Consider the following 23,543-nt stretch of genomic DNA (forward strand, 5'->3'; position numbering starts at 1 on the left):
TTTTGAGATTCCATCAATATTATCCAATCGACGTAGTGAACGGGCCGGGAACACGCTGCGTGCTGTTCGTTTCCGGCTGCGTCCACGAATGCCGCGGGTGCTATAACAAAAGCACCTGGCGGCTGGATTCCGGCAAACTCTTTACGCAGGAAGACGAAGACCGCATCATCGCCGATCTGCAAAACACGGTGATCCCGCGTCAGGGTTTGACGCTCTCCGGCGGCGATCCGCTGCATCCGCAGAACCTGTCGGCGGTGCGCCAGTTGTTAGTGCGCGTACAGGCGGAATGCCCTGGCAAAGATGTGTGGATGTGGACAGGTTATACGCTCGGGGAACTGAGCGCTGAACAGCAGGAAGTCACCGCGTTAATCAACGTGCTGGTCGACGGGAAGTTCGTGCAGGAACTGAAAGACCCGTCGCTTATCTGGCGCGGCAGCGGCAATCAGGTGATTCATTATTTGCGTTAATGCTTTCAGAGGGGAAATTATTCCCCTCACTTTTCTAAAATGCACGCTGATAATCAGAAAACGAACCATGTTCTTCGACGTATTTATTTATCGCCTCAATTCCTTTTTGATTTTCACGCCTCCATTTCTGCGCAGGTGTTTCGGGTATTAACGTAACAGGTAAATCGTTGAATTCACGATTGAGTGCTTCTGACATACAAAGTCCTTTTGTAATTAATGTTTAAAAATACATCCGACAACCAGAGTGTAATTTGTACTGTTCATCCCGTAAATCACCCGCTTTCATTCCTGCGGGACGTCTTCCAACTCTTCATTTTCCTGCAACCAGAGCTTCACCCAATTGTCATTTAGCGCGCCCAAGATGATGCCAACGCCACACTGAGGTTTGCATCATGACCCTTTCATACCGCTTTCAAATTTCCCCTGCTACTGCCCGTTTCTACTGCGCGAGGTATTTATTGTGATGAACTTATCTAGACATCCGACCAGTCACGCCAGGGTGTATCAGCAAATCGCTGCCGAGCTGGAACAGGAACTGCGTAACGGTTACCGCTGCGGCGATTATCTGCCGCCGGAACAACAACTTGCCGAACGTTTTCAGGTAAATCGCCATACGCTGCGCCGTGCGGTGGATGAACTTGTGGATCGCGGCTGGCTGCAACGCAGGCAGGGCATTGGCACGCTGGTGCTGATGCGTCCTTACGATTATCCGCTGCATTCGCAGGCGCGGTTCAGCCAGAACCTGCTGGATCAGGGCAGCCATCCGACCAGCGAACGTCTGCTGGCGGTGCTGCGTCCGGCGACCGATCACGTCGCGGCGGCGCTGTCACGGCAGGAAGGCGACACAATTATTCACCTGCGTACGCTGCGCCGCGTTAACGGCGTGCCGGTCTGTGTGATTGACCACTATTTGCCCGATCTCGACTGGTGGCCTGCATTGCAAAATTTCCATAACGGCTCGCTGCACGATTTTATCCGTGAAGAAATTAAGCAAAAGCTCAGCCGCCGCACCACCCGCATCAATGCCCGCCGCGCGCTGGCAAAAGAGAGCAAATTACTCGAAATCGTCCCGCAGGCACCGCTGCTGTGTGTCCGCACCCTGAACATTTGTGAAGGCAGCGATACGGTGGCGGAATACTCCGTCAGCCTGACGCGCGCCGACATGATCGAACTGACCATGGAGCACTGAATGGATCACCTGCAAACCCGCCAGCGCTGGATGTCGGTGCTGGCTCACAGCCGTCCCGATGAGCTGCTCGCCCACTGGCAGCCGCTGAATTTGTCCCCGCAATTTGAGCGCATCCGCGCCGCTGAAACCGGTCTGACCCAGCTTCAGGGGCGCATGGGCGGAACCGGCAAACGTTTTGTGATGGGCGATATGACCGTCACCCGCGCCGTCATTCAGTTAGACGGTGGCGTCTACGGCTACAGCTACGTCAGTGGTCGCAATAAACCGCACGCCGAACTGTGCGCGGTTATTGACGGCCTGCTGCAAATGCAGGGCATGGATGAACTGCTGCATAAACGCGTGATAGCGCCTCTGGCTGCGCTGCAACAGGAACGCCGCCAGCAACGCGCCCGCGAGGTGGCTTCCAGCCGCGTCGATTTCTTTACTCTGGTTCGCGGAGAATAACTCATGTCACTTGTTGCCAGTTTTCAACATCCGGTTGCCGATGCGCAGTACAGTTTTCGCCGTATCCTCAAAGCGTTAAGCGAGCCTGGCGTCAGCGTGCAACTTCCCGCCATGCCTGGTTTCGGTGCTTTAGGTTCCGCCAGCGCCTGCGTGCTGCTGACACTTATCGATAACGACACGCCGCTGTGGCTGAGCGCCTCGCTCAACGATGAAATCCTGCGTAAAAACCTGCGCTTTCATACCGGCGCAGTGCTCACCGATGATCCTTCCTCTGTCAGTTTTGCGCTGGCCGATCCGGCGCTCGACAGCGCCACCCTGCTGGCTTTCCCCTGCGGTGATGAGATGTCGCCGGAGCTGGCCACCAGCGTGATTGTTCAGCTGGACAGCCTGACCGGCGGCACCCCGCTGCGTCTGCGCGGGCCGGGTATTGAAAACAGCCGGACCCTTTCTCCGCTGTTGCCTGATTGCGTTCGCGACTATCTGCTCAACCGCCCTCACCGTTTCCCGCTGGGACTGGACTTTATGTTCACCTGCGGCGAAGAACTGATTGCCATACCGCGCACCACGCGCGTGGAGGTGTGCTGATGTACGTCGCCGTTAAAGGGGGTGAGAAGGCGATTGCCGCCGCTCACCAGTTGCTGGCGCACGAGCGCCGTGGCAACACCGGGGTAAATGAACTCGGTTGTGACCAGATCGAACAACAACTGGGCTTAGCCGTTGACCGTGTGATGAGCGAAGGCGGGATTTATGACCGTGAACTGGCCGCGCTGGCGATTAAGCAGTCCGGCGGGGATCTGGTTGAAGCCATTTTCCTGCTGCGCGCTTACCGCACCACCTTGCCGCGTCTGGCCACCAGCGAGCCGCTGAACACAAAATCGATGCGCCTCGAACGCCGGATTTCCGCCATTTATAAAGACTTGCCCGGCGGACAGGTGCTCGGCCCGACTTACGATTACACCCACCGCCTGCTGGATTTCGCGCTGCTGGCCGAAGGTGAAGCACCGTTCACACCCATAGCCGATGAACCCCAGCCGGAAGAGTGCGGCCATGTGTTTGATTTGCTGACGAATCAGCAGCTGGCAGTTCGTGAAGAAGATGACGGCACCGAACCGGAAGATATCACCCGTACGCCGCCGGTGTTTCCGGCCTCCCGAGCAGCGCGCCTGCAACAACTGGTGCGCGGTGACGAAGGTTTCCTGCTGTCGCTGAGTTATTCCACCCAGCGCGGTTACGGACGCAATCACCCGTTCGCCGGTGAAATCCGTACCGGCTGGCTGACCGTCGAAATCGTGCCGGAAGAGCTGGGTTTTGCGGTTGATATCGGCGAAATCCTGCTGACCGAATGCGAAATGGTGAACGGTTTTGTCGCGCCGGAAGACAAACCGCCGCACTTTACCCGTGGCTACGGGCTGGTGTTTGGTCGCGCCGAACGCAAAGCGATGTCGATGTCTCTGGTGGATCGCGCACTGCAAACCCGTGAATACAACGAGCAGATCAGCAGTCCGGCGCAAGATGAAGAATTTGTCTTGTCCCACGCCGATAACGTCGAAGCTGCCGGTTTTGTCTCGCATCTTAAATTGCCGCACTACGTCGATTTCCAGGCCGAACTGGAGTTGTTAAAACGCCTGCGCGCCACGAAAGAACAGGACTCCGCCAATGAACAATAATGCAGCCCAAACGATCACCGGCTACAACCACGGTTATCTCGACGAACAGACCAAACGCATGATCCGACGTGGGATCCTCAAAGCCGTGGCGATCCCCGGTTATCAGGTGCCGTTCGCCGGTCGCGAGATGCCGATGCCTTACGGCTGGGGCACCGGCGGGATCCAGCTCACTGCCAGCGTGATCGGCGAAAAAGATGTGCTGAAGGTGATCGACCAGGGCGCGGATGACACCACCAATGCCGTGTCGATCCGCAAATTTTTCCAGAGCGTCGCGGGAGTGAAAACGACCGGGAAAACCGTGGAAGCCAGCCTGATCCAGACCCGTCACCGTATTCCGGAAACGCCGTTGCAGGAAGATCAGATCCTGATTTTCCAGGTGCCGATCCCTGAACCTCTGCGCTTTATCGAACCGCGTGAAACCGAAACCCGCAAAATGCACGCGCTGGAAGAATACGGCGTGATGCAGGTGAAACTGTATGAAGACATCGCCCGCTTCGGCCATATCGCCACCACTTACGCCTATCCGGTGAAAGTGAATGACCGCTACGTGATGGATCCGTCGCCGATCCCGAAATTTGATAACCCGAAAATGAACATGATGCCCGCATTGCAGCTGTTTGGTGCCGGACGTGAAAAACGCATTTACGCCCTGCCGCCGTTCACCAAAGTCGAAAGTCTGGATTTCGACGATCATCCGTTCACCGTTCAGCAATGGGATGAACCTTGTGCGATTTGCGGCTCGCACCACAGCTATCTCGATGAAGTGGTGCTCGACGATCAGGGCAACCGCATGTTCGTGTGCTCCGACACTGATTTTTGTGCTCAGCAGGTTGAGCAACAGGCTTCAAACGAGGGTAACCGCTGATGAACACTCCGTTAAATCTCGCCGCCGAACCGCTGCTGTCGGTGAATAACCTGACCCATCTTTATGCGCCGGGTAAAGGCTTTTGCGATGTGTCATTCAATCTGTATCCCGGTGAAGTGCTGGGTATTGTCGGCGAATCCGGTTCCGGCAAAACCACGCTGTTGCAGTCGATTTCCGCCCGTCTTGCGCCGCAGGAAGGACAGGTCATCTACAACAACGGCCAGACCACTGCGCAGTCGCTGTACGACATGCCAGAAAGTGACCGCCGCCGTCTGCTGCGCACTGACTGGGGCGTGGTGCATCAGCATCCGATGGACGGCTTGCGCCGCCAGGTGTCTGCCGGTGGCAATATCGGCGAGCGTCTGATGGCGGTCGGTGAACGTCATTACGGCAATATCCGCAAGAAAGCCGGTCAGTGGCTGGAAGATGTCGAAATTCCGGTTTCACGTATTGATGACCTGCCGACCACGTTTTCCGGTGGGATGCAGCAACGTCTGCAAATCGCCCGCAATCTGGTGACGCATCCGCGTCTGGTGTTTATGGATGAACCGACCGGTGGCCTGGACGTGTCCGTTCAGGCGCGTTTGCTGGATCTGCTGCGCACACTGGTGGTGGAAATGCAACTGGCGGTGGTGATTGTCACCCATGACCTCGGCGTTGCCCGCCTGCTTGCACACCGTTTGCTGGTGATGAAGCAAGGTCAGGTGGTGGAAAGTGGTTTAACCGACCGCGTGCTCGACGATCCGCATCATCCATATACGCAGCTGCTGGTTTCTTCCGTGCTGTCCTGAATCTAATTCCAGAGAAAGAGTGACCAAAATGACGACGAAGCTCAGGGTCGAAAATCTCAGTAAAACTTTCGTTCTGCATAACCAGAACAGCGCCAGATTACCGGTGTTCAGCAATGCCAGCCTGACGGTCGATGCCGGGGAATGCGTGGTGCTGCACGGCCACTCCGGTAGCGGAAAATCCACCCTTTTGCGCTCGTTATACGGCAACTATTTGCCGGACAGCGGCAAAATTTGGGTCGAACATCAGGGTCAGCAGATTGATATGGTCAGCGCCGAAGCGCGCGAGATCCTGGCCGTTCGCCGCCATACGGTCGGCTGGGTCAGCCAGTTTCTGCGGGTGATCCCACGTATCAGCGCACTGAATCTGGTGATGCAGCCGCTGCTGGAACTGGGTGTGGATAAAGCGCAAAGCGAAGCCCGCGCCAGCGCATTGCTGCGCCATCTGAATGTGCCGGAACGCCTGTGGCATCTTGCGCCCTCAACGTTTTCCGGCGGCGAACAGCAGCGCGTGAATATCGCCCGCGGCTTTGTGGTGGATTATCCGGTGCTGTTGCTCGATGAACCGACCGCCTCGCTGGATGCGACCAACCGCGCCGCCGTGGTCACGCTGATTGAACAGGCCAAAGCGCGCGGAGCAGCAGTAGTCGGGATTTTCCACGATGAAGATGTGCGCCAACGTGTTGCCGATCGTTTGTATGAAATGAGCCCGGAAACGGCGCCGGAGATGTCCGTATGATCATCAATAACGTCAGACTGGTACTCGACGATCAGGTTGTTGAAGGATCGCTTGAGATGAAAAATGGCGTGATCAGCGCCTTCGCAGACAGCAGCAGTCAGTTGCCGCAAGCGCTGGATGCGCAGGGAGGCTGGTTGCTGCCGGGTTTAATCGAGCTGCACACCGACAATCTGGATAAATTTTTTACGCCGCGCCCGAAAGTTGACTGGCCGGCCCATTCTGCCATGAGCAGCCACGATGCGCTGATGGTCGCCAGCGGCATTACCACGGTACTGGACGCCGTCGCTGTCGGCGATGTGCGCGACGGCGGGCATCGTCTGGATAATCTGCAAAAGATGATCGACGCCATCATCAACAGCCAGAATGCCGGTCTGAACCGCGCCGAACACCGGCTGCATCTGCGTTGCGAACTGCCGCATGAAACCACATTGCCGTTGTTCGAGAAGCTGATGGATACGTCAATACTGTCACTGGTTTCGCTGATGGACCATTCGCCCGGACAGCGCCAGTTCGCCACACCGCAGAAGTATCGTGAGTATTATCAGGGCAAGTACAACCTTAACGACGAGCAGATGGACGACTATCAGGAAGAGCAAATAGCCCTCTCGCGCCGCTGGGCGCAGCCAAACCGTGAAGCGATTGCCGCACACTGCCGCGAGCGCAATATTTCGCTGGCCAGCCATGACGATGCGACTGCCGCGCATGTTGAAGAATCACTGGCACTCGGCAGCGTGATCGCCGAATTCCCGACCACTGAAGAAGCCGCGCGTGCATCGCACGCCAACGGTTTGCAGGTGCTGATGGGCGCACCGAATATCGTGCGCGGCGGGTCGCATTCCGGCAACGTCGCGGCGCACCATCTGGCCTCGCTCGGCCTGCTGGATATTCTCTCTTCCGATTACTATCCCGCCAGCCTGCTCGATGCGGTCTTCCGCATTGCAACTGACGACAATAACGCTTTCAGCCTGCCGCAGGCGGTGAAGCTGGTGACACGTAATCCGGCCAATGCGCTCGGATTGCAGGATCGTGGTGAAATCGCAGAAGGCAAGCGCGCTGATCTGGTGCTGGCACGGGCACATGGCGATCATCACTACGTGCAAAACGTCTGGCGTCAGGGCATTCAGGTGTTCTGAGGGGAGGAGAGTTCTGCTCCTCCCCCTTCGCAGGGGAGGCAGCAGGCCGGATTCTTACTCAGCAAGGGAGAAAAAATGAGTCGTTTACTCTATCTGATGGGCGCTTCGGGTTCGGGAAAGGACAGTCTGCTCGACGCCCTGCGCCAGCATTTACCGGCCAACGTCACCGTGGCACATCGTTATATTACGCGCCCCGCAGACGCCGGTTCGGAAAACCATATTGCGCTGAGTGAAGCCGAATTTCTTCAGCGTCGCCAGCAGGGGTTGTTCGCGCTGGAATGGCACGCGCATCAGTGCCGGTATGGCGTGGGCATTGAGATAGACCACTGGATGCAACTGGGCTGTCATGTGGTCATGAACGGCTCGCGCGCGCATCTGGAAAAAGCCCGTCAGCGTTATGGTCAGCGCCTGCTGCCGGTGTGTTTACAGGTCTCAGACGATGTGCTGGCCTCGCGCCTTTCGCAGCGCGGGCGCGAAGACGCGGCGCAAATTGCCTGTCGTCTTCAGCGCGCCAGAGAATATGCCAGCGCGCTGCCCGCCGGCTGCCATCTGCTAAACAACGATGGCGCATTGCAGGAAACTTTACAGCATCTTCTGGCTGTCCTTTCATTACCGGTCAGCGTGCCCGTTTATCCCGTAACTTCGCGATGAAGGATCCTATGACAGACATTATTTCTCCCTTTTCACTGGCTGAGGAACAAAATTACGCCCAGCCTAAAATCGGTCAGCAGGTCGAGCTGAATGGATCGCAACTCGGACAATATGTGCATATTGCAGATAACGCGATCATCGAAGAAACGCAGATCGGGGATTACTCCTACACTGCCGGAAACAATCAGATCTTCTACGCGACGATCGGCAAATTTGTGTCAATCGCCACCTATGTGCGGATCAATCCCGGCAATCATCCGACTTATCAACGTGTGGCGCAGCACCATTTTACTTACCGCAGTTCGGCGTACGGACTCGGTGAAGACGATCAGGATTTCTTTGACTGGCGGCGTGAGCATCACGTCACGGTCGGTAACGATGTGTGGATTGGCCATAACGCGGTGCTGATGCCTGGTGTGACCGTCGGCAATGGTGCAGTAATCGGCACGTCGGCAGTGGTGACCAAAGACGTCGGGCCATACTCCATCGTCGCGGGTGTGGCAGCGAAAAAGATTGGCATGCGTTTTGACGACAATATGATCGCCAGGATCGAGAAAAGTCAGTGGTGGAACTGGGATCATGAAACGCTGAAAGAAAGGATGCCAGACTTCAGAGATCTGGCGGTGTTTGCGGAAAAATATCTGTGAAGATCGACAGGGATCGGGCTTAAGGTCGGGCAGGCAGAAAATTTGCGTTTTTTGCCTGATACCTTATCACAAGGATCCGCTTCAGCGGATCACACCAATTAAAGTTCTTCAATGCTGGCGGCAATCTGATCGGATTCCAGCACGGTGATCCCGCCCAGACCGGCGTTAAATGCCTGTTCCTGCAAGGCTTTTGCCACGACATCAGACTCAACGGCTTTCCATTTTCCTGGCAGCATTTTGAATAACGGCGCACTCAGTTGTTCGAGCAGGCGCGGCGGATGACGCTGGCCAACCAACAGAGACGGCCTGACCAGCGTGAGCAACGGCCAGCCCTGCTGCATCAGCGTCAGTTCCATTTCCCCTTTGGTACGGTTATAGAGGAAACGCGAATGCGCATCCGCACCGTGGGCGCTGACGGCCAGACAATGACGTGCGCCCAGCTCCCGTGCTGCTTTGGCGCAATCGACCACCAGATCGTAATCGACTGCCCGAAATGCCTGTGCACTGCCCGCTTGTTTACGCGTGGTCCCCAGGCAGCAGAACAGCAAATCAATTGGTTCATCGAGTGCGACAACCAGCGAGGTCAGATTCGCGCCCAGCGGATTAATCAGTTTATTGCCCGGTGGTAGCGGACGGCGGCTCGGCGCGACAATACGGCTGACACGTGGATCCAGTTGCAGCAGGCGTAAAAGCTCCCGCCCGATCAGCCCGCTTCCACCCAGCAGAAGAGCTTTTGCCATATCACTTCCTTTTAAATAACGGCATACAAACACAGAGAATTGAAGTGTTACCTGAATGTGAATATCACGCTATAAGACAGTTCCTGTTACTGCTGACAGTCAGACTCACTGCCGATCCCACAGCAGTTTCTTACCAAATCCCAGCGCGTTATCCGTCATTTTGATATGACTGAGTTTCAGCGCCCAGACCGGCGCTTTCATCGCGATGGCGACGGGGAAATGTTTGCAATACAGACTGCGTGCACGGCTTTCCTCCTCACCCTCAAGAACGGTCGCTTTGCCGCGATACTGAATGCCTTTAATCAGCGCGATGGTTTTCGGATGTGGCGCAATCGTCCCCACAATGTGGGGCGATCGGGACATCAGCGAACCATGAAGGGTTTTAAGTTCCGTCATGAAATACAGCGTCATGCTGTCCCCGTCGGTGACATAAAAACAATTAGCGCTCCACATTTCACCGTCAGCAGAGGCACACAGCGCCAGCACATGGTTCTTTTTCAGAAATTTCAGGATATGTTTCAGGTCATCAGGGTTATTCATCGCCGATCCTTATTTTCATTTCTCGCAGTTTAACGCGGTATGCCGATGTTTTGCCTCACTCTGTTGTGCCTTTCGGGTAAACTTACACAACCTTTTCTTTCCCATACCCGAGCTTATGCCCACCGCCGCCAACTGGTTTTTATATATGCTGAGAACCCCCACCGGGATGTTGTATACCGGCATCACGACAAACGTGCAGCGGCGTCTCGGCCAGCATCAGTCGGGTAAAGGGGCGAAATCGTTGCGTGGAAAAGGGGAATTACAGCTGGCATTCCAGTGCCCTGCGGGTGACCGCTCGCTGGCATCAAAGCTGGAAATAAAAGTCAAAAAACTGAGTAAGGCACAGAAAGAGCTGCTGGTGAGAAACGCGCCGGAATGCCTGGAAAATTATCTGGGATTAGCGGAAAGCGGGAAATAAAAAAGGCCGGAAAACCGGCCTTTACTGCCTCTGAGTAAAATCAGAAACGGTTAAATGCTGAAGGGAAAACCACTTCCCCGCTGGCGTCAGACAGCGCATCGTCTGATAAGGTGAACAACTGGAACGCCGCTTCGGTACCAATCCAGCGGCAATGCAGCCCGTGAACGGCGGCAGGTTTAAAACCGAAACGGTTGTAATAGGCAGGATCACCCAATACCACGACGGCGGCGTAACCAAATTCATTCAGGGAATCTAACCCTTCGTATACCAGTTTTTCACCCAGCCCCTGCCCCCGCAGAGATTGCTCTACCACCAGCGGTGCCAGCGCGACCCAGTTGCGGTCTTCGCCCTGGATATCCACCGGACAGAACGCCACATACCCCACCACGCCACCTTCATCGTCGGTCGCGACCACGCCAAGCGTCAGGAGACCATCTTCGCGCAATTCCTGCACCAGATCAGCCTCAGCGCCGGTCGGGAATGAGGCGCGCAGCAGACGGTCTATGCCCGCAGCATCGACCGGAATTTCAGTACGGATTAACATGGCTCAGCTACCGGAGTTTTTGACCCGCGGTCCTCCTGCAGTCCCGCTTCGACGAAATCGGCCAGACGCAGCAGACCGTTTTTCAGCAACAGCGGCATGGTATCGAGATCGATAGAATCCATCAGATTTTTCACATACAGACCGAGCTCGGTGTCACCTTCAATGCGCAGACGTCGCTGGAAGAAAAGCGTATCCGGGTCTTCTTTGCGTGCGGCGATCAGGATCAGGTCGTTGGCGCTTCCGCTAAAGCTGACATCCGCCTCGCCGTGTTCAGCGATCACCAGCTTGCCTTCGTCCACCGACATCAGCCAGCTCAGATTCAGATCGCTGACATCAATTTTCAGCCATCGACCTTCGAGGAAATCCAGTTCGCCATCAGCCAGCGCCTGACGAAGCTGCCAGCTCAGCACCTGTTGCACAACCTGACGCTGCAACGCAAACGGCGTAAATTTCAAAGGCACACTCAACAGGGATGGGCCCTGGCGGACCAAACGTGCACGTAGTTTTTGCAACACTGGCACTACTCCTTTCGGTAACTTTTCGGCAAGTTTTAAGGCAGTTATACGGCCTATTTTGACACATTGCCGGGAACGTTCAGCGGTCTACATCAATAAATACTGCAACAGAAAAACGCCACGTACAACCTCCCCGACGGCGGTAAGCCCTTCAACGCCGCAGAAACTGCCTCAAATCAAAATATTGCATCCCTGCCTTCTCTAAAATAGTTCACCAATCAAAGCCCTGACTGATGAATGAATGACGTCGGCAACTGGCTTTTCATCACCCCCAACTTTTCAGCTTTGGCTGACCGGTTGCAGTAAGGAACGAGAATGGAGCTACTTTGCCCGGCAGGAAATTTACCTGCGCTGAAAGCGGCAATCGACAATGGCGCTGATGCGGTTTATATCGGCCTGAAAGATGACACCAATGCGCGCCATTTCGCCGGCCTGAATTTTACGGAAAAAAAGCTGCAGGAAGCCGCCAGTTATGTTCACCGCCACCGCCGTAAACTGCATATCGCCATCAATACGTTTGCACATCCTGACGGCTATCAGCGCTGGGAACGCGCGGTGGATATGGCGGCACAACTCGGCGCTGATGCGCTGATTCTGGCAGATCTGGCGATGCTGGATTACGCGGCGAATAAATATCCCCACGTTGAGCGCCATGTGTCGGTGCAGGCTTCGGCCACCAATGACGAAGCCATTCGTTTTTATAAACGCAACTTTGATGTCGCCCGAGTGGTATTGCCGCGTGTGCTTTCCATGCATCAGGTGCGTCAGCTTTCCCGTACTACCGTTGTGCCGCTGGAAGTGTTCGCGTTCGGCAGTTTGTGCATTATGGCCGAAGGCCGCTGCTATCTTTCGTCTTATCTGACCGGTGAATCGCCAAATACCGTCGGTGCCTGTTCTCCGGCGCGGTTCGTGCGCTGGCAACAGACCGCACAGGGCATGGAATCACGGCTGAATGATGTCCTGATCGACCGTTATGAAGAAGGTGAAAACGCCGGTTATCCGACGCTGTGCAAAGGTCGTTATCTGGTGGATGGCGCGAAATACCATGCGCTGGAAGAACCAACCAGCCTGAATACGCTGGAATTATTACCGGAACTGTTCGCCGCGAATATTGCCTCGGTGAAAATTGAAGGACGCCAGCGCAGCCCGGCGTACGTCAGCCAGGTCGCGCGCGTATGGCGTGCGGCCATCGACCGCTGTATGGCCGATCCGCAAAACTTCAAAACCGATGAAGCCTGGATGAACACGCTGGGTTCCATGTCTGAGGGCACACAAACGACGCTCGGTGCCTATCACCGCAAGTGGCAGTAACTGAAGAGACGATGATGAAATATTCTTTAGGCACCATCCTTTATTACTGGCCGAAAGCACAGGTTGAAGATTTTTATCAGGCCGCGGCGGCCAGCAGCGCGGATGTGATTTACCTCGGCGAAAATGTATGTACCAAACGCCGTGAAATGAAAGTGAACGACTGGCTGGAGATCGCCCGTCAGCTGGCAGCAACCGGCAAACAGGTGGTGATTTCCACGCTGGCGTTGTTACAGGCACCGTCCGAGCTTAACGAACTGAAACGTTATGTGGAGAATGGCGAGTTTTTGCTGGAAGCCAATGATTTCGGCGCGGTGAATATGGCGGCTGAGCGTAACCTGCCGTTTGTCGTCGGCCATGCGCTGAACTGCTATAACGCGGTCACGCTGAAAATCCTGCAAAAACAGGGCATGGTGCGCTGGTGTATGCCGGTCGAGCTTTCCCGCGACTGGCTGGTGAACCTGCTGAACCAGTGTCAGGATCTGGGCATCCGCGATAAGTTTGAAGTGGAAGTGTTGTCCTACGGACATCTGCCGCTGGCGTATTCGGCGCGCTGTTTTACCGCACGCTCAGAAAACCGGGCGAAGGATGAGTGTGAAACCTGCTGCATCAATTATCCGCAGGGCCGCAAAATGCTGTCTCAGGAAAATCAGCAGGTGTTCGTGCTCAACGGCATTCAGACGCAGAGCGGGTATTGCTATAACCTCGGCAATGAACTGACGTCGATGCAGGGACTGGTGGATATTGTGCGTCTGTCGCCGGAAACCATCGGCACGCTCGCCACACTCGAAGCGTTTCGTACTAACGAACGTGGTCTGCATCCGCTGACGCTCACCGATAAAGCCGACTGTAACGGCTACTGGCAGCGCGTCGCCGGGCTGGAACTGCGTCAGTAACCGCATGCAGACAAAATTAAAAAGGGATATGACGTTACGGTCATATCCCTTTTTTTATGCGCGGGGATGCTTCGGCCGGAACATCGCGCGCAGCCGGACACCATCGCGCAGCATGCCCACGGCAATGCCGATGAATGTGTAAAACACGCAGAGGATCAGCAGCATCATAATGTCACCGCCGACATCCTTAAACGGCAATCCCATCTGATTCACACCGGCAATCGCTTTAGTCGCCCACGTTGAAGGGAGCATCGAAGAAATGGCCCGAACCCACGCTGGCATCGCCTGCAACGGCCAGATGGTACCGGAAATATAGAACACCGGCGTGGTCAGGAAGGCCAGCGTCAGGTAAATCAGCTCCACGCTGCGCAGGCATTCCGTCACCAGTTTTCCTAAGCCCAGAACCGCCAGCAGGAACGGGAAGGTCAGCAGCAAAATTTCAGGAATGGTGGCCGTTTGCCGGTAACCCAATACCCACGGCCACAGCACAAACAATACGATCGACAGAAACAGCCAGACCGGGATCAGCGCCGAAATCCCCCCCAGAAAAGCCGGGATCGAAGGTTTCCCGGCAGGCCCGCTATTGAGCACAATACTGACACGCACGCTGGCGATCAGCAGCGAGTGCTGCAATAACATCACCAGCAAGCCGGGGAAAATAATCGCGGCAAAACTGATGCCGGGGTTAAACACGTCAAGCGACTGGCCGAGGATCGGCGAAAGCACCACGCTGGCCTGACGCTCACTGAAACCGTTACTGAGCAGCAAATCCGTATTGTACTGCGTGAGGATCGACTGATACGCCGCGAGCACATCCTGCTGGATTTGCCCGTTTGCCAGCCGGTTAGTCGCATCGCCGTACACCGGGATCACGATGTTTTGTCCGGCGAGGATCTTCTTCTCCAGATCGACCGGCATGATGATCACTGCGAACAGTTTTCGCAGCGCCAGATCGTGTTCCGCTTCCGCCAGATTGTCATAAGCGACAGTGGCAATTTTCGATCCCGCATCAAGCTGACGGGCCAGCATGCGACTGGCGGTGCTGTGATCCTGGTCGATCACCGCGACGGGCAAATCCCACACCGTACGGTTGGCATACACCAGACTCATCACGCACAGTGAAAGCAGCAACATCATCCACATCGGTTTATCGAGCAAACCGGTGAGCACTTTACCGAAGGTTTTCCACCAGGTTTTAACCCATTCGCGACCGGTCATTGTCCTGGCTCCTGTTGTTTCATCCGCATATACAGGCGTTTACGTACCAGCAAACTGGTCAGCAGCGGATAGATCAGCAGGATGCAGCACACCATCAGGATGCCGCGCACCGACACTTCACGCAGAAAAACGTCAAACATGGCGGCCAGTGCGTAACTCAGGGGTTCGATGCCGGAGATAATACGGGCGGGCAGTGGCATCGACAGTACCGGTACCGCCATTCCCGAGAATGTCAGCGCGATACTGACGAAAATCCCCATCATGGTGTAAGCCGTGATCGTGGTTTTGGTGAAGGTGAAAAGCAGCAATCCAAGACTTTGTGCGGCGATCACATAGAAAAAACCGATCAGCAGCATGTATAAGGGATTACCGCTGACACGTGCGTCAAAGAATCCGACCAGCATAGCGATTTCCACCATCAGCAAAGTGGTGAAACACAACGTATACGGTGCGAGTTTACCGAGCAATGCCAGAGTGAAAGAAGGCGCGCTGAGTAAGGCCTGACTGCGCGCCATCACGTAGATCATGCAGGTTACTGTAAACAATTGCAGCAGGTGAATGGTCGCGGCAAATTGCTGGTAATAGATGTAGCTGCCGCTGGCGTTAAACAAGCTGCCATAAGAGACATCGACGCTTGCCAGCGACGGCAGCGTTTTGCCCATTTCTGTCGCAATGATTGAACGGTAACGGGTGTTAAGTTCGGTGATCAGTCCGCTGAAATCCTGAGTGGAGTACAGTCCGGCACCATAGAATAAAGCGTTGTAATAGAGCACCGCGCTGGGCTGTTTTCCAGCCAGCACGTCGGCTTCGAAGTCGTTGGGAATATACAAAAGCGCGTAATCCTGCGCGGTACGCAGACGGTATTCCGCTTCCGGTAAGCCGCCTTCGAAAGCCTGCACGTGCGCATGGGAACCGGCGTCCAGTTTACGGATCAGCGTTTTGGACAGCGGGCTGTGATCGTTGTCGACCACAGAAACCGGTAAATCCAGCAAAGTGCCTTCCGAAAAGTTGCTACTGATGAGCCCGAAAAGCAGCAAAGGGAAAATCCAGCACAACCAGTGAATCACCGGCTTGCGGAAAGCGTGCCGGGTCTCGCGGGTAAAAGCCCGACTGAAACAGCGCCATGCGGCTTTTACCCTTTCACTGCGCGGCGCTTTAACCGGTCTCACTTAGCTTTCCATTGCCACAACGCGCTCATGCCCTGTCGTAATCCGGGCACCGGTTTCGCAGGGTACAGACGCACTTCAAAGGTTTTTAAATCAAAGTCGCCGGTCGCACGCGTGGCACGTTTGGTCGCATAATCGCCGAGCGGTGCAATGTAGCGCACTTCAGCTTCGATCATCTGGTTATTCAGCGCCGGAACGCGCATCTGGACTTTATCGCCTTTACGCACGCCCGCCAGAATATCTTCCCGCAGGTTAAACACGAAATACGCATCAGGCAGACGAACTAACGTCAGTAACGGACTCGAGGCATTTTGCAGCTCGCCGACTTCCACGGGAACTGGCCCGACTTCACCATCAACCGGTGCTTTAACCTGCAAATCATCGGTTTGCGCTTTCACTTCCAGCAGATCTTCTTCCGCCTGACGCAACTGGGCGGCATAGCTTTCGCGTTGCTCAACGCGGTCGCCGTTGACGCCTTCATCCAGATTAGCTTTGGCGACTAATACCTGCTGATAAGCACTGTCGCGGGCACGGCGGGAATCTTCTAAATCAGAAGCAGAAATAAAGCCTTTGGTCGCCACTTGGGCATTACGGTTATAAAGATCACGTGCATTAATGTATTCCGCCTGCGACTGCGCCAGCGAGGCTTTCAGGTTACGGATACTTTCTTCACGGGTGCCGTTAACGGAAAGATCAAGCTGGGCTTTTGCCTGATCGCGCGCCGCTTCGGCCGCGCGCAACTGCGCCATCAGCTCGGGGCTGTCGAGGGTGATCAATAGCTGCCCGGCTTTGACATCGTCGCCGCGTTCCACATGGCGTTCTATGACGCGGCCCTTAGCTTTCGACGCCACAATCACTTCCGGCGCGTCAACTTCGCCCTGTAACAAGAGATCCTGATTGTGCGCCCGAAACAGCACCGCCAGAGAAACCGCAACGGCGACCAGCAGGAGGGTCAATAAAATTCGTTTACTCATCGGTGCGACACCCTTTTTGTTTGCCCGTTTTTAACACAAAACAACATATTTACTGAAATGATAGTTTAAGTTATTTCAATCTGATTTTAGGATGTTTAAACGGCATTTAAGAGCACAAATGCCGTATTCAATACGTCAGCATTGGGTAATACTCGTTCTAATTATGAGCGGAGTGAATACTTTCTCCCCTCACCTCCATTAAGAGTGAGCTGCGATTATGTCTGATAAAAACACCGTTCCCCTTTCCGTTCTCGATCTGGCACCGGTTCCGCAAGGCGCGGATCCTGCCCGCGCATTCCAGTGTTCACTGGAACTGGCACAGCATGCCGAGAAATGGGGCTACCAGCGTTACTGGATGGCAGAGCACCACAATATGACCGGCATCGCCAGTGCGGCAACCTCTGTGCTGCTGGGGTATATCGCGGGTGGAACGAAAACGATTCGTGTGGGTTCCGGCGGCGTGATGCTACCAAACCACTCACCGCTGGTGATTGCAGAACAGTTCGGTACGCTCGCCACGCTCTATCCGAACCGTGTGGATCTGGGGCTGGGCCGTGCGCCGGGTACCGATCAGCGCACCATGATTGCCCTGCGCCGCCATCTTTCCGGTGAAATCGATAACTTCCCGCAGGATGTGCAGGAATTGCAGATGTACTTCGGTGATGTTCAGCCTCAGCAGCCGGTTCAGGCCGTGCCCGGCCAGGGTTTGCATGTGCCGATCTGGTTACTCGGCTCCAGCCTGTACAGCGCTCAACTGGCGGCGGCCCTCGGCCTGCCATTTGCCTTCGCCTCACATTTCGCACCAGACATGCTGTATCAGGCGTTAGCGATTTACCGCAGCAAGTTCCAGCCTTCCGCGCAGCTTGAGAAACCGCACGCAATGGTCTGTATCAATGCCATTGCTGCCGATACGGATGAAGAAGCGCGCCGGATGTTCACCTCTAATCAGCAGCAGTTCATCAATTTGCGTCGCGGCATGCCGGGCAAACTGCCTGCGCCGGTCGATAACATCGAAAGCTTATGGTCCGCTCAGGAACGTTTTGGCGTGGATAATGCGCTACGTATGTCGGTGGTCGGCAATAAAGAAACGGTGCGTCAGGGTCTGCAAAATATTCTGCGTGAAACCGAAGCCGATGAACTGATGATCAACGGCCAGATTTTTGATCATCAGGCACGCCTGCATTCATTCGAGATTGTTTCACAGCTTCAAGGTGAACTGGTTAAAGCGCAGCGTATTGGCTAACCGGCCCCGTAAATTGCAGACGAAAAAAAACCAGCCTGATGAAGGCTGGTTTTTTATTATCTGAGGATCAGCGAACTGAAATCAGATTATGCGTCAGAAGTACGACGTGGTGCGCGGCTTGGCGGACGACGGTCACCTGCGGCTGAAGCGCCTTCACGGCGGTCACCACTGAAAGTACGTGGAGCACCAGTACCACGGGCACCTTCACGACGTTCACCGTTGAACGGACGCGGAGCACCGTTACCACGACGCTCACCGCCAGCACCGGCCGGACGATCACGACGTGGAGCCTGTGGCACCGCATCACCGATCAACTGCATGTTCATCGGTTTATTCAGGATACGTGTACGGGTGAAGTGAGACAGGATCTCGCCCGGCATACCTTTCGGCAATTCGATAGTAGAGTGCGTACCGAACAGCTTGATGTTACCGATGTAACGGCTGCTGATGTCGCCTTCGTTAGCGATAGCGCCAACGATGTGACGAACTTCAACGCCATCGTCACGACCCACTTCGATGCGATACAGTTCCATTTCGCCAGCGTCACGACGCTCACGACGTGGGCTGTCGCCATCACGTGCAGGACGATCATTGCTACGTACCGGACGGTCACGACGATCGCCACGATCACCGCGGTCACCACGTTCTTCGAATTCACGACGTGGTGGACGGCTTTTGAAGACCGGATCCGCTGCAACGATCAAAGGACGTTCGCCCTGTGCCATTTTCAACAGTGCCGCCGCCAGTGTTTCAACGTCCAGCTCTTCTGCAGGTTGCAGTTTCGCCAGCAGCGCACGGTATTGATCCAGATCGCTGCTTTCCAGTTGTTGCTGAACTTTCGCTGCAAACTTAGCCAGACGACGTTCGCCCAGAACTTCTGCAGTTGGGATTTCAACTTCTGGAATGGTCAGCTTCATGGTGCGTTCAATGTTACGCAGCAAACGACGTTCACGGTTCTCAACGAACAGCAGTGCGCGACCCGCACGGCCAGCACGACCGGTACGACCGATACGGTGAACGTAAGATTCTGAGTCCATCGGGATGTCGTAGTTAACAACCAGGCTGATACGTTCTACATCGAGACCACGTGCTGCCACGTCGGTTGCGATCAAAATGTCCAGACGGCCATCTTTCAGACGTTCCAGAGTCTGCTCGCGCAGTGCCTGGTTCATGTCACCGTTCAGTGCAGCACTGCTGTAGCCACTGCGTTCCAGCGCTTCAGCCACTTCCAGCGTTGCGTTTTTGGTACGAACGAAGATGATCGCCGCATCAAAATCTTCTGCTTCCAGGAAACGCACCAGCGCTTCGTTTTTGCGCAGACCGTAGACAGACCAGTAGCTCTGGCTGATGTCAGGACGCGTGGTCACGCTTGACTGGATACGCACTTCCTGAGGATCTTTCATGAAGCGACGGGTAATGCGACGGATAGCTTCTGGCATAGTTGCAGAGAACAACGCGGTCTGATGTTCAGCCGGGATCTGCGCCATGATAGTTTCGACGTCTTCGATGAAGCCCATACGCAGCATTTCATCAGCTTCGTCCAGCACCAGGCCACTCAGGTTAGAGAGGTTCAGGGTGCCGCGTTTCAGGTGGTCCAGCAGGCGGCCCGGTGTACCCACAACAACTTGTGGTCCCTGACGCAGTGCGCGCAACTGGACGTCATAGCGCTGGCCGCCATAAAGGGCAACCACATTCACGCCATGCATGTGTTTAGAGAAATCAGTCATTGCTTCAGCAACCTGAACCGCCAGTTCGCGGGTAGGTGCCAGAACAAGAATTTGTGGTGCTTTCAGTGAAGCATCAATATTGTGCAGCAGCGGTAAAGAGAATGCGGCTGTTTTACCGGAACCTGTCTGAGCCATACCCAGAACGTCGCGGCCACTTAACAGGTGAGGAATACACTCAGCCTGGATTGGTGAAGGTTTTTCGTAGCCCAAATCAGTAAGGGCAGAAATGATCGGAGCAGACAGCCCCAGGTCAGCAAAAGAGGTTTCAAGCTCAGTAGTCATGTACACGTGCCTCATTAATAATGGCAGCCAGTCTACATAACTCGTCGAGAAAATTTTCAGTCATTTTCATTGAAAAGTGTGAACCGGCTCAAATTAGATTATAAAACGAACAAAGCAGCCCTCGCCCGTTAAGGCGCTTAAAAATGGTAAATACCATGATTAAAAGGCTGATTGGTGTCGTCAGCTATTGCTGGTCCGATTCTGATAGGTCGTCTTGCTCATGGCCCAAAAGCGCCAATTCCAACAATGCATAGCGGTGCTCAACAAAGTTATGGACGTTGTTAGCTACCGTCAGTTTGAACAGTGCCGCGGCGCTGTTCTTGTCCCCCAGACTTAGGTAATGTTTACCTAAATAGAAGTCAGTTTCACTGAGATGCTCAGCGAGCGAAGTGTTATCCGTTGCTTCTGCCTTGAGGCGTTCCATCAGCGTAGATTCGCTGATTTTGCCCAGGTAGAATTCGACGATATTCCATCCCCATTGCCCTCTGTTCGCTTTGTCATAACGCTGTTGAAGCGCTACGTCGGCATTCTTTGGATTGATTTCTCGCTCCGCAAGATAAAGCCATAACGAACGGAAGGGATCATTTGGATCGTCTCGATAAAACGCCTGCAGATCATCCTGCGCTAACGAGAATCGGCCACCGTAATACAGGGCGATACCTCGGTTCAAACGCGCGTAGTTGTAAGTTGGATCAAGCTCTAGTACAGAATCAAACGCTTCATAGGCAGCATCGAAATTGCCTGCCTGCGTTAGGTAAATCCCCAGGTAGTTAAAAACTTCTGGCATATCAGGACGAATAGACAGCGCTTGTGAAAAATCATTTCGCGCCAGTGCTCTTAGCCCGAGACTATCATACAGCACACCGCGCTCATATAATAGCTGTGCTCTCTCATCATCGGTTAATGACCGACTGGCAAGTATTTGTTCCATGCGTGCCAGGATGACTTCCTGCTGCAACGTCGGCTGCAACGGAATCGCCAGAACTTCATTTTTACGCCAATCATGGTTGCTGCATCCTGCCAACATAAGTGCTGTCGCAACATAACACCAGCGCAAGAAAGGCTTCATTTCTACTCCCGGAGACAAACATTGGATGAACATCCTGTCATCCGCTTGCTTAACACAAACGCGTCCTGCGTCCGTGAGACGAACAGCTCCTTCCCAAATGGAAAGGAGCTGTAAAACTTCTGTTACAGATTATTCTGCTGCAGGTTGCTCAGTTGTTTCGTCCTGAGAAGGTGCGGTAGCTTCTTTGATGCTCAGACGCACACGACCCTGACGGTCAACTTCGAGAACTTTAACCGGAACTTCCTGGCCCATCTGCAGGTAATCAGTCACTTTCTCTACACGCTTGTCAGCGATTTGAGAAATATGCACCAGACCTTCTTTACCGCCGCCGATGGCAACAAATGCGCCAAAGTCTACGATACGGGTCACTTTACCCTGATAGATACGGCCAACTTCGATTTCAGCAGTGATCTCTTCGATACGACGAATAGCGTATTTCGCTTTCTCGCCATCGGTGGCTGCGATTTTCACAGTACCGTCATCTTCGATTTCGATCGTGGTGCCGGTTTCTTCGGTCAGCGCACGAATCACAGAACCACCTTTACCGATCACGTCCTTGATTTTGTCCGGGCTGATCTTGATGGTGTGGATACGCGGAGCAAACTGAGAGATATCGCCACGTGGAATGCTGATAGCTTGTTCCATCACGCCCAGAATGTGCAGACGTGCACCCTTAGCCTGATTCAGAGCCACCTGCATGATTTCGCGGGTGATACCTTCGATTTTAATGTCCATTTGCAGCGCGGTGATACCGTCGCGGCTACCGGCCACTTTAAAGTCCATGTCGCCCAGATGATCTTCGTCACCCAGAATGTCGGACAGAACGATAAAGCTTTCGCCTTCTTTAACCAGACCCATTGCGATACCCGCAACAGCGGCTTTAATCGGAACACCTGCGTCCATCAGGGCCAGAGATGCGCCACAAACAGAAGCCATTGAAGATGAACCGTTGGATTCAGTGATTTCAGAAACCACACGTACGGTGTACGGGAAGTCTTCTGGTTTTGGCATCATCGCCAGCACGCCACGCTTAGCAAGACGGCCATGGCCAATCTCACGACGTTTTGGCGAACCCACCATCCCGGTTTCACCTACTGAGTACGGAGGGAAGTTGTAATGGAACAGGAAGCTGTCAGTTTTTTCGCCCATCAGCTCATCCAGGTTCTGTGCATCACGCGCAGTACCCAGAGTGGCAGTGACCAGCGCCTGAGTTTCGCCACGGGTGAACAAAGCAGAACCGTGAGTACGTGGCAGAACGCCAGTGCGCACGTCCAGACCACGGATCATGTCTTTTTCGCGACCATCAATACGCGGCTCGCCACGCAACACACGGCTACGAACCACATTCTTCTCGATGCTGCCCAGAATGTCAGAGATTTCACCAGCGTCCAGGGATTCGTCTTCAGCTTGCAGAGCCTGAACAACGTCAGCTTTGATCACATTAATCTGGTTGTAACGTTCTTGTTTCTCGGTGATCAGGTACGCATCACCCAGACGGGATTCAGACAAGGCAGCGACGCGAGCGTGCAGCTCTGCGTTAACCGCTTCTGGCTGCCAGTCCCATTTTGGCTTACCAACTTCAGCAACCAGTGAGTTGATGTTGTCGATAACGATTTGTTGTTGTTCGTGGCCGAATACCACTGCGCCCAGCATCTGATCTTCGCTCAACACTTCAGCTTCAGACTCAACCATCAGAACCGCGCCCTGAGTACCGGCAACAACCAGGTCCAGACGGCTTGTTTTCAGCTCATCTGCGGTTGGGTTCAGAACATACTGGTCGTTGATGTAACCCACGCGTGCAGCACCGATCGGGCCATTGAATGGAATACCAGACAGGCTCAGGGCAGCAGACGCACCGATCATCGCAACGATGTCAGGGTTAACTTGTGGGTTCAGAGAAACGACCGTCGCGATAACCTGAACTTCATTCAGGAAAGAGTCCGGGAACAGCGGGCGAATCGGGCGGTCAATCAGACGTGAAGTCAGTGTTTCGCCTTCACTTGGACGGCCTTCGCGACGGAAGAAGCTACCTGGGATACGACCAGCAGCGTAAGTACGCTCCTGATAGTTAACAGTCAGCGGGAAGAAGCTCTGACCTGGTTTAGCTTTTTTCTGGCCAACAACGGTAACGAATACCGCGGTGTCGTCCATGCTAACCATAACAGCGGCAGTTGCCTGACGAGCCATCATGCCAGTTTCCAGCGTAACGGTGTGCTGGCCGTATTGGAATTTACGAATAGTCGGATTAAGCAATGTAATATCCTTTTTTGTGGCGCGCAGCTGTTATGACAGCAGTTCACGCCGATAAATATC

27 protein-coding genes are annotated in these 23,543 nt (G+C 54.5%); 15 read left to right on the plus strand and 12 right to left on the minus strand.

Annotated elements, in window-relative coordinates:
• Positions 1-2: 2 nt before the first annotated feature.
• Positions 3-467, plus strand: a complete 465-nt coding sequence (gene nrdG, locus GW591_RS21095; RefSeq protein WP_013573851.1) for an anaerobic ribonucleoside-triphosphate reductase-activating protein — start codon at positions 3-5, stop codon at positions 465-467.
• Between the two features lie 34 nt (positions 468-501).
• Here nrdG and GW591_RS21100 read toward each other — a convergent pair whose 3' ends face one another.
• Positions 502-663 carry a type II toxin-antitoxin system CcdA family antitoxin gene (locus tag GW591_RS21100; RefSeq protein WP_112152055.1) on the minus strand — a complete coding sequence of 54 codons (162 nt, stop codon included), beginning with the start codon at positions 661-663 and terminating at the stop codon, positions 502-504.
• A gap of 267 nt (positions 664-930) precedes the next feature.
• On the opposite strand from GW591_RS21100, the gene phnF reads away from it, so the two are divergent.
• From phnF to GW591_RS21150, 10 genes are all read left to right on the plus strand, one after another.
• Positions 931-1,656 carry a phosphonate metabolism transcriptional regulator PhnF gene (phnF, locus tag GW591_RS21105; protein WP_013573847.1) on the plus strand — a complete coding sequence of 242 codons (726 nt, stop codon included), beginning with the start codon at positions 931-933 and terminating at the stop codon, positions 1,654-1,656.
• Positions 1,657-2,100, plus strand: coding sequence for a phosphonate C-P lyase system protein PhnG (gene phnG, locus GW591_RS21110; RefSeq protein WP_013573846.1), 444 nt, complete (start codon positions 1,657-1,659; stop codon positions 2,098-2,100).
• A gap of 3 nt (positions 2,101-2,103) precedes the next feature.
• The gene (phnH, locus tag GW591_RS21115) at positions 2,104-2,685 is read left to right on the plus strand and encodes a phosphonate C-P lyase system protein PhnH (RefSeq protein ID WP_037034216.1); all 582 of its coding nucleotides are present in this window, start codon (positions 2,104-2,106) and stop codon (positions 2,683-2,685) included.
• Positions 2,685-3,767, plus strand: coding sequence for a carbon-phosphorus lyase complex subunit PhnI (locus GW591_RS21120; protein ID WP_013573844.1), 1,083 nt, complete (start codon positions 2,685-2,687; stop codon positions 3,765-3,767). The genes phnH and GW591_RS21120 overlap by 1 nt, the downstream gene beginning before the upstream one ends.
• Complete coding sequence (locus GW591_RS21125; protein WP_013573843.1) at positions 3,757-4,632, plus strand: alpha-D-ribose 1-methylphosphonate 5-phosphate C-P-lyase PhnJ; 876 nt, start codon at positions 3,757-3,759, stop codon at positions 4,630-4,632. The genes GW591_RS21120 and GW591_RS21125 overlap by 11 nt, the downstream gene beginning before the upstream one ends.
• Positions 4,632-5,423: a phosphonate C-P lyase system protein PhnK gene (gene phnK, locus GW591_RS21130; protein WP_112152052.1), complete on the plus strand. Its 792-nt coding sequence runs from the start codon at positions 4,632-4,634 to the stop codon at positions 5,421-5,423. The genes GW591_RS21125 and phnK overlap by 1 nt, the downstream gene beginning before the upstream one ends.
• 28 nt (positions 5,424-5,451) lie before the next feature.
• On the plus strand, positions 5,452-6,159 hold the full coding sequence (gene phnL / locus GW591_RS21135) for a phosphonate C-P lyase system protein PhnL (RefSeq protein WP_014411575.1): 708 nt from the start codon (positions 5,452-5,454) through the stop codon (positions 6,157-6,159).
• Entirely contained in the window at positions 6,156-7,292 is a 1,137-nt protein-coding gene (gene phnM, locus GW591_RS21140; RefSeq protein WP_013573840.1) for an alpha-D-ribose 1-methylphosphonate 5-triphosphate diphosphatase, read from the plus strand. Before phnL ends, phnM begins: the two co-directional genes overlap by 4 nt.
• Before the next feature lie 75 nt (positions 7,293-7,367).
• Positions 7,368-7,943 (plus strand): ribose 1,5-bisphosphokinase, encoded by a 576-nt coding sequence (gene phnN, locus GW591_RS21145; RefSeq protein ID WP_013573839.1) that lies wholly within the window; start codon positions 7,368-7,370, stop codon positions 7,941-7,943.
• 8 nt (positions 7,944-7,951) lie between these two features.
• Positions 7,952-8,590 carry an LbetaH domain-containing protein gene (locus GW591_RS21150; protein ID WP_013573838.1) on the plus strand — a complete coding sequence of 213 codons (639 nt, stop codon included), beginning with the start codon at positions 7,952-7,954 and terminating at the stop codon, positions 8,588-8,590.
• A gap of 98 nt (positions 8,591-8,688) precedes the next feature.
• Here the strand turns inward: GW591_RS21150 and GW591_RS21155 are convergent, their stop codons facing one another.
• Together GW591_RS21155 and GW591_RS21160 are read right to left on the minus strand one after the other, a co-directional pair.
• Positions 8,689-9,330, minus strand: a complete 642-nt coding sequence (locus GW591_RS21155) for a Rossmann-fold NAD(P)-binding domain-containing protein (RefSeq protein WP_013573837.1) — start codon at positions 9,328-9,330, stop codon at positions 8,689-8,691.
• A 105-nt stretch (positions 9,331-9,435) separates the two neighbouring features.
• Positions 9,436-9,870, minus strand: coding sequence for a YhbP family protein (locus tag GW591_RS21160; RefSeq protein WP_013573836.1), 435 nt, complete (start codon positions 9,868-9,870; stop codon positions 9,436-9,438).
• Positions 9,871-9,985: 115 nt separating this feature from the next.
• Here GW591_RS21160 and GW591_RS21165 point away from each other — a divergent pair, with 115 nt between their 5' ends.
• The gene (locus tag GW591_RS21165) at positions 9,986-10,288 is read left to right on the plus strand and encodes a GIY-YIG nuclease family protein (protein WP_119261172.1); all 303 of its coding nucleotides are present in this window, start codon (positions 9,986-9,988) and stop codon (positions 10,286-10,288) included.
• Positions 10,289-10,328: 40 nt separating this feature from the next.
• Here GW591_RS21165 and GW591_RS21170 read toward each other — a convergent pair whose 3' ends face one another.
• Both GW591_RS21170 and ubiT read right to left on the minus strand, forming a co-directional pair.
• Positions 10,329-10,832 (minus strand): GNAT family N-acetyltransferase, encoded by a 504-nt coding sequence (locus GW591_RS21170; RefSeq protein WP_013573834.1) that lies wholly within the window; start codon positions 10,830-10,832, stop codon positions 10,329-10,331.
• Positions 10,826-11,347: a ubiquinone anaerobic biosynthesis accessory factor UbiT gene (gene ubiT / locus GW591_RS21175; protein ID WP_013573833.1), complete on the minus strand. Its 522-nt coding sequence runs from the start codon at positions 11,345-11,347 to the stop codon at positions 10,826-10,828. Before ubiT ends, GW591_RS21170 begins: the two co-directional genes overlap by 7 nt.
• A 315-nt stretch (positions 11,348-11,662) precedes the next feature.
• Between ubiT and ubiU the strand changes: the two genes are divergently transcribed.
• Both ubiU and GW591_RS21185 read left to right on the plus strand, forming a co-directional pair.
• A complete protein-coding gene (gene ubiU / locus GW591_RS21180; protein ID WP_013573832.1) occupies positions 11,663-12,658 on the plus strand; it encodes a ubiquinone anaerobic biosynthesis protein UbiU in 996 nt (331 codons plus the stop codon).
• Positions 12,659-12,672: 14 nt separating this feature from the next.
• Complete coding sequence (locus GW591_RS21185; protein ID WP_013573831.1) at positions 12,673-13,551, plus strand: U32 family peptidase; 879 nt, start codon at positions 12,673-12,675, stop codon at positions 13,549-13,551.
• A 54-nt stretch (positions 13,552-13,605) separates the two neighbouring features.
• On the opposite strand, the gene GW591_RS21190 is transcribed toward GW591_RS21185, so the two are convergent.
• From GW591_RS21190 to GW591_RS21200, 3 genes are read right to left on the minus strand one after another with little or no spacing between them, the layout of a single operon-like run.
• A complete protein-coding gene (locus GW591_RS21190) occupies positions 13,606-14,769 on the minus strand; it encodes an ABC transporter permease (protein WP_013573830.1) in 1,164 nt (387 codons plus the stop codon).
• Entirely contained in the window at positions 14,766-15,938 is a 1,173-nt protein-coding gene (locus GW591_RS21195) for an ABC transporter permease (protein ID WP_166861340.1), read from the minus strand. The genes GW591_RS21190 and GW591_RS21195 overlap by 4 nt, the downstream gene beginning before the upstream one ends.
• Positions 15,935-16,909: an HlyD family secretion protein gene (locus GW591_RS21200; protein ID WP_013573828.1), complete on the minus strand. Its 975-nt coding sequence runs from the start codon at positions 16,907-16,909 to the stop codon at positions 15,935-15,937. The genes GW591_RS21195 and GW591_RS21200 overlap by 4 nt, the downstream gene beginning before the upstream one ends.
• 217 nt (positions 16,910-17,126) lie before the next feature.
• Here GW591_RS21200 and GW591_RS21205 point away from each other — a divergent pair, with 217 nt between their 5' ends.
• A complete protein-coding gene (locus GW591_RS21205; protein ID WP_121020150.1) occupies positions 17,127-18,152 on the plus strand; it encodes a luciferase-like monooxygenase in 1,026 nt (341 codons plus the stop codon).
• Positions 18,153-18,238: 86 nt separating this feature from the next.
• Here GW591_RS21205 and GW591_RS21210 read toward each other — a convergent pair whose 3' ends face one another.
• From GW591_RS21210 to pnp, 4 genes are all read right to left on the minus strand, one after another.
• The gene (locus GW591_RS21210) at positions 18,239-20,161 is read right to left on the minus strand and encodes a DEAD/DEAH family ATP-dependent RNA helicase (protein WP_013573826.1); all 1,923 of its coding nucleotides are present in this window, start codon (positions 20,159-20,161) and stop codon (positions 18,239-18,241) included.
• Complete coding sequence (gene yrbN, locus GW591_RS24255; RefSeq protein ID WP_096335046.1) at positions 20,151-20,231, minus strand: protein YrbN; 81 nt, start codon at positions 20,229-20,231, stop codon at positions 20,151-20,153. Before yrbN ends, GW591_RS21210 begins: the two co-directional genes overlap by 11 nt.
• A 114-nt stretch (positions 20,232-20,345) precedes the next feature.
• Positions 20,346-21,230 carry a lipoprotein NlpI gene (gene nlpI, locus GW591_RS21220; protein WP_166861342.1) on the minus strand — a complete coding sequence of 295 codons (885 nt, stop codon included), beginning with the start codon at positions 21,228-21,230 and terminating at the stop codon, positions 20,346-20,348.
• A 129-nt stretch (positions 21,231-21,359) separates the two neighbouring features.
• A complete protein-coding gene (gene pnp, locus GW591_RS21225; protein ID WP_013573824.1) occupies positions 21,360-23,483 on the minus strand; it encodes a polyribonucleotide nucleotidyltransferase in 2,124 nt (707 codons plus the stop codon).
• Positions 23,484-23,543 lie beyond the last annotated feature (60 nt).

Origin of the sequence: Rahnella aceris, assembly GCF_011684115.1 — a bacterium.
Classification (GTDB): Bacteria; Pseudomonadota; Gammaproteobacteria; order Enterobacterales; family Enterobacteriaceae; genus Rahnella; species Rahnella aceris.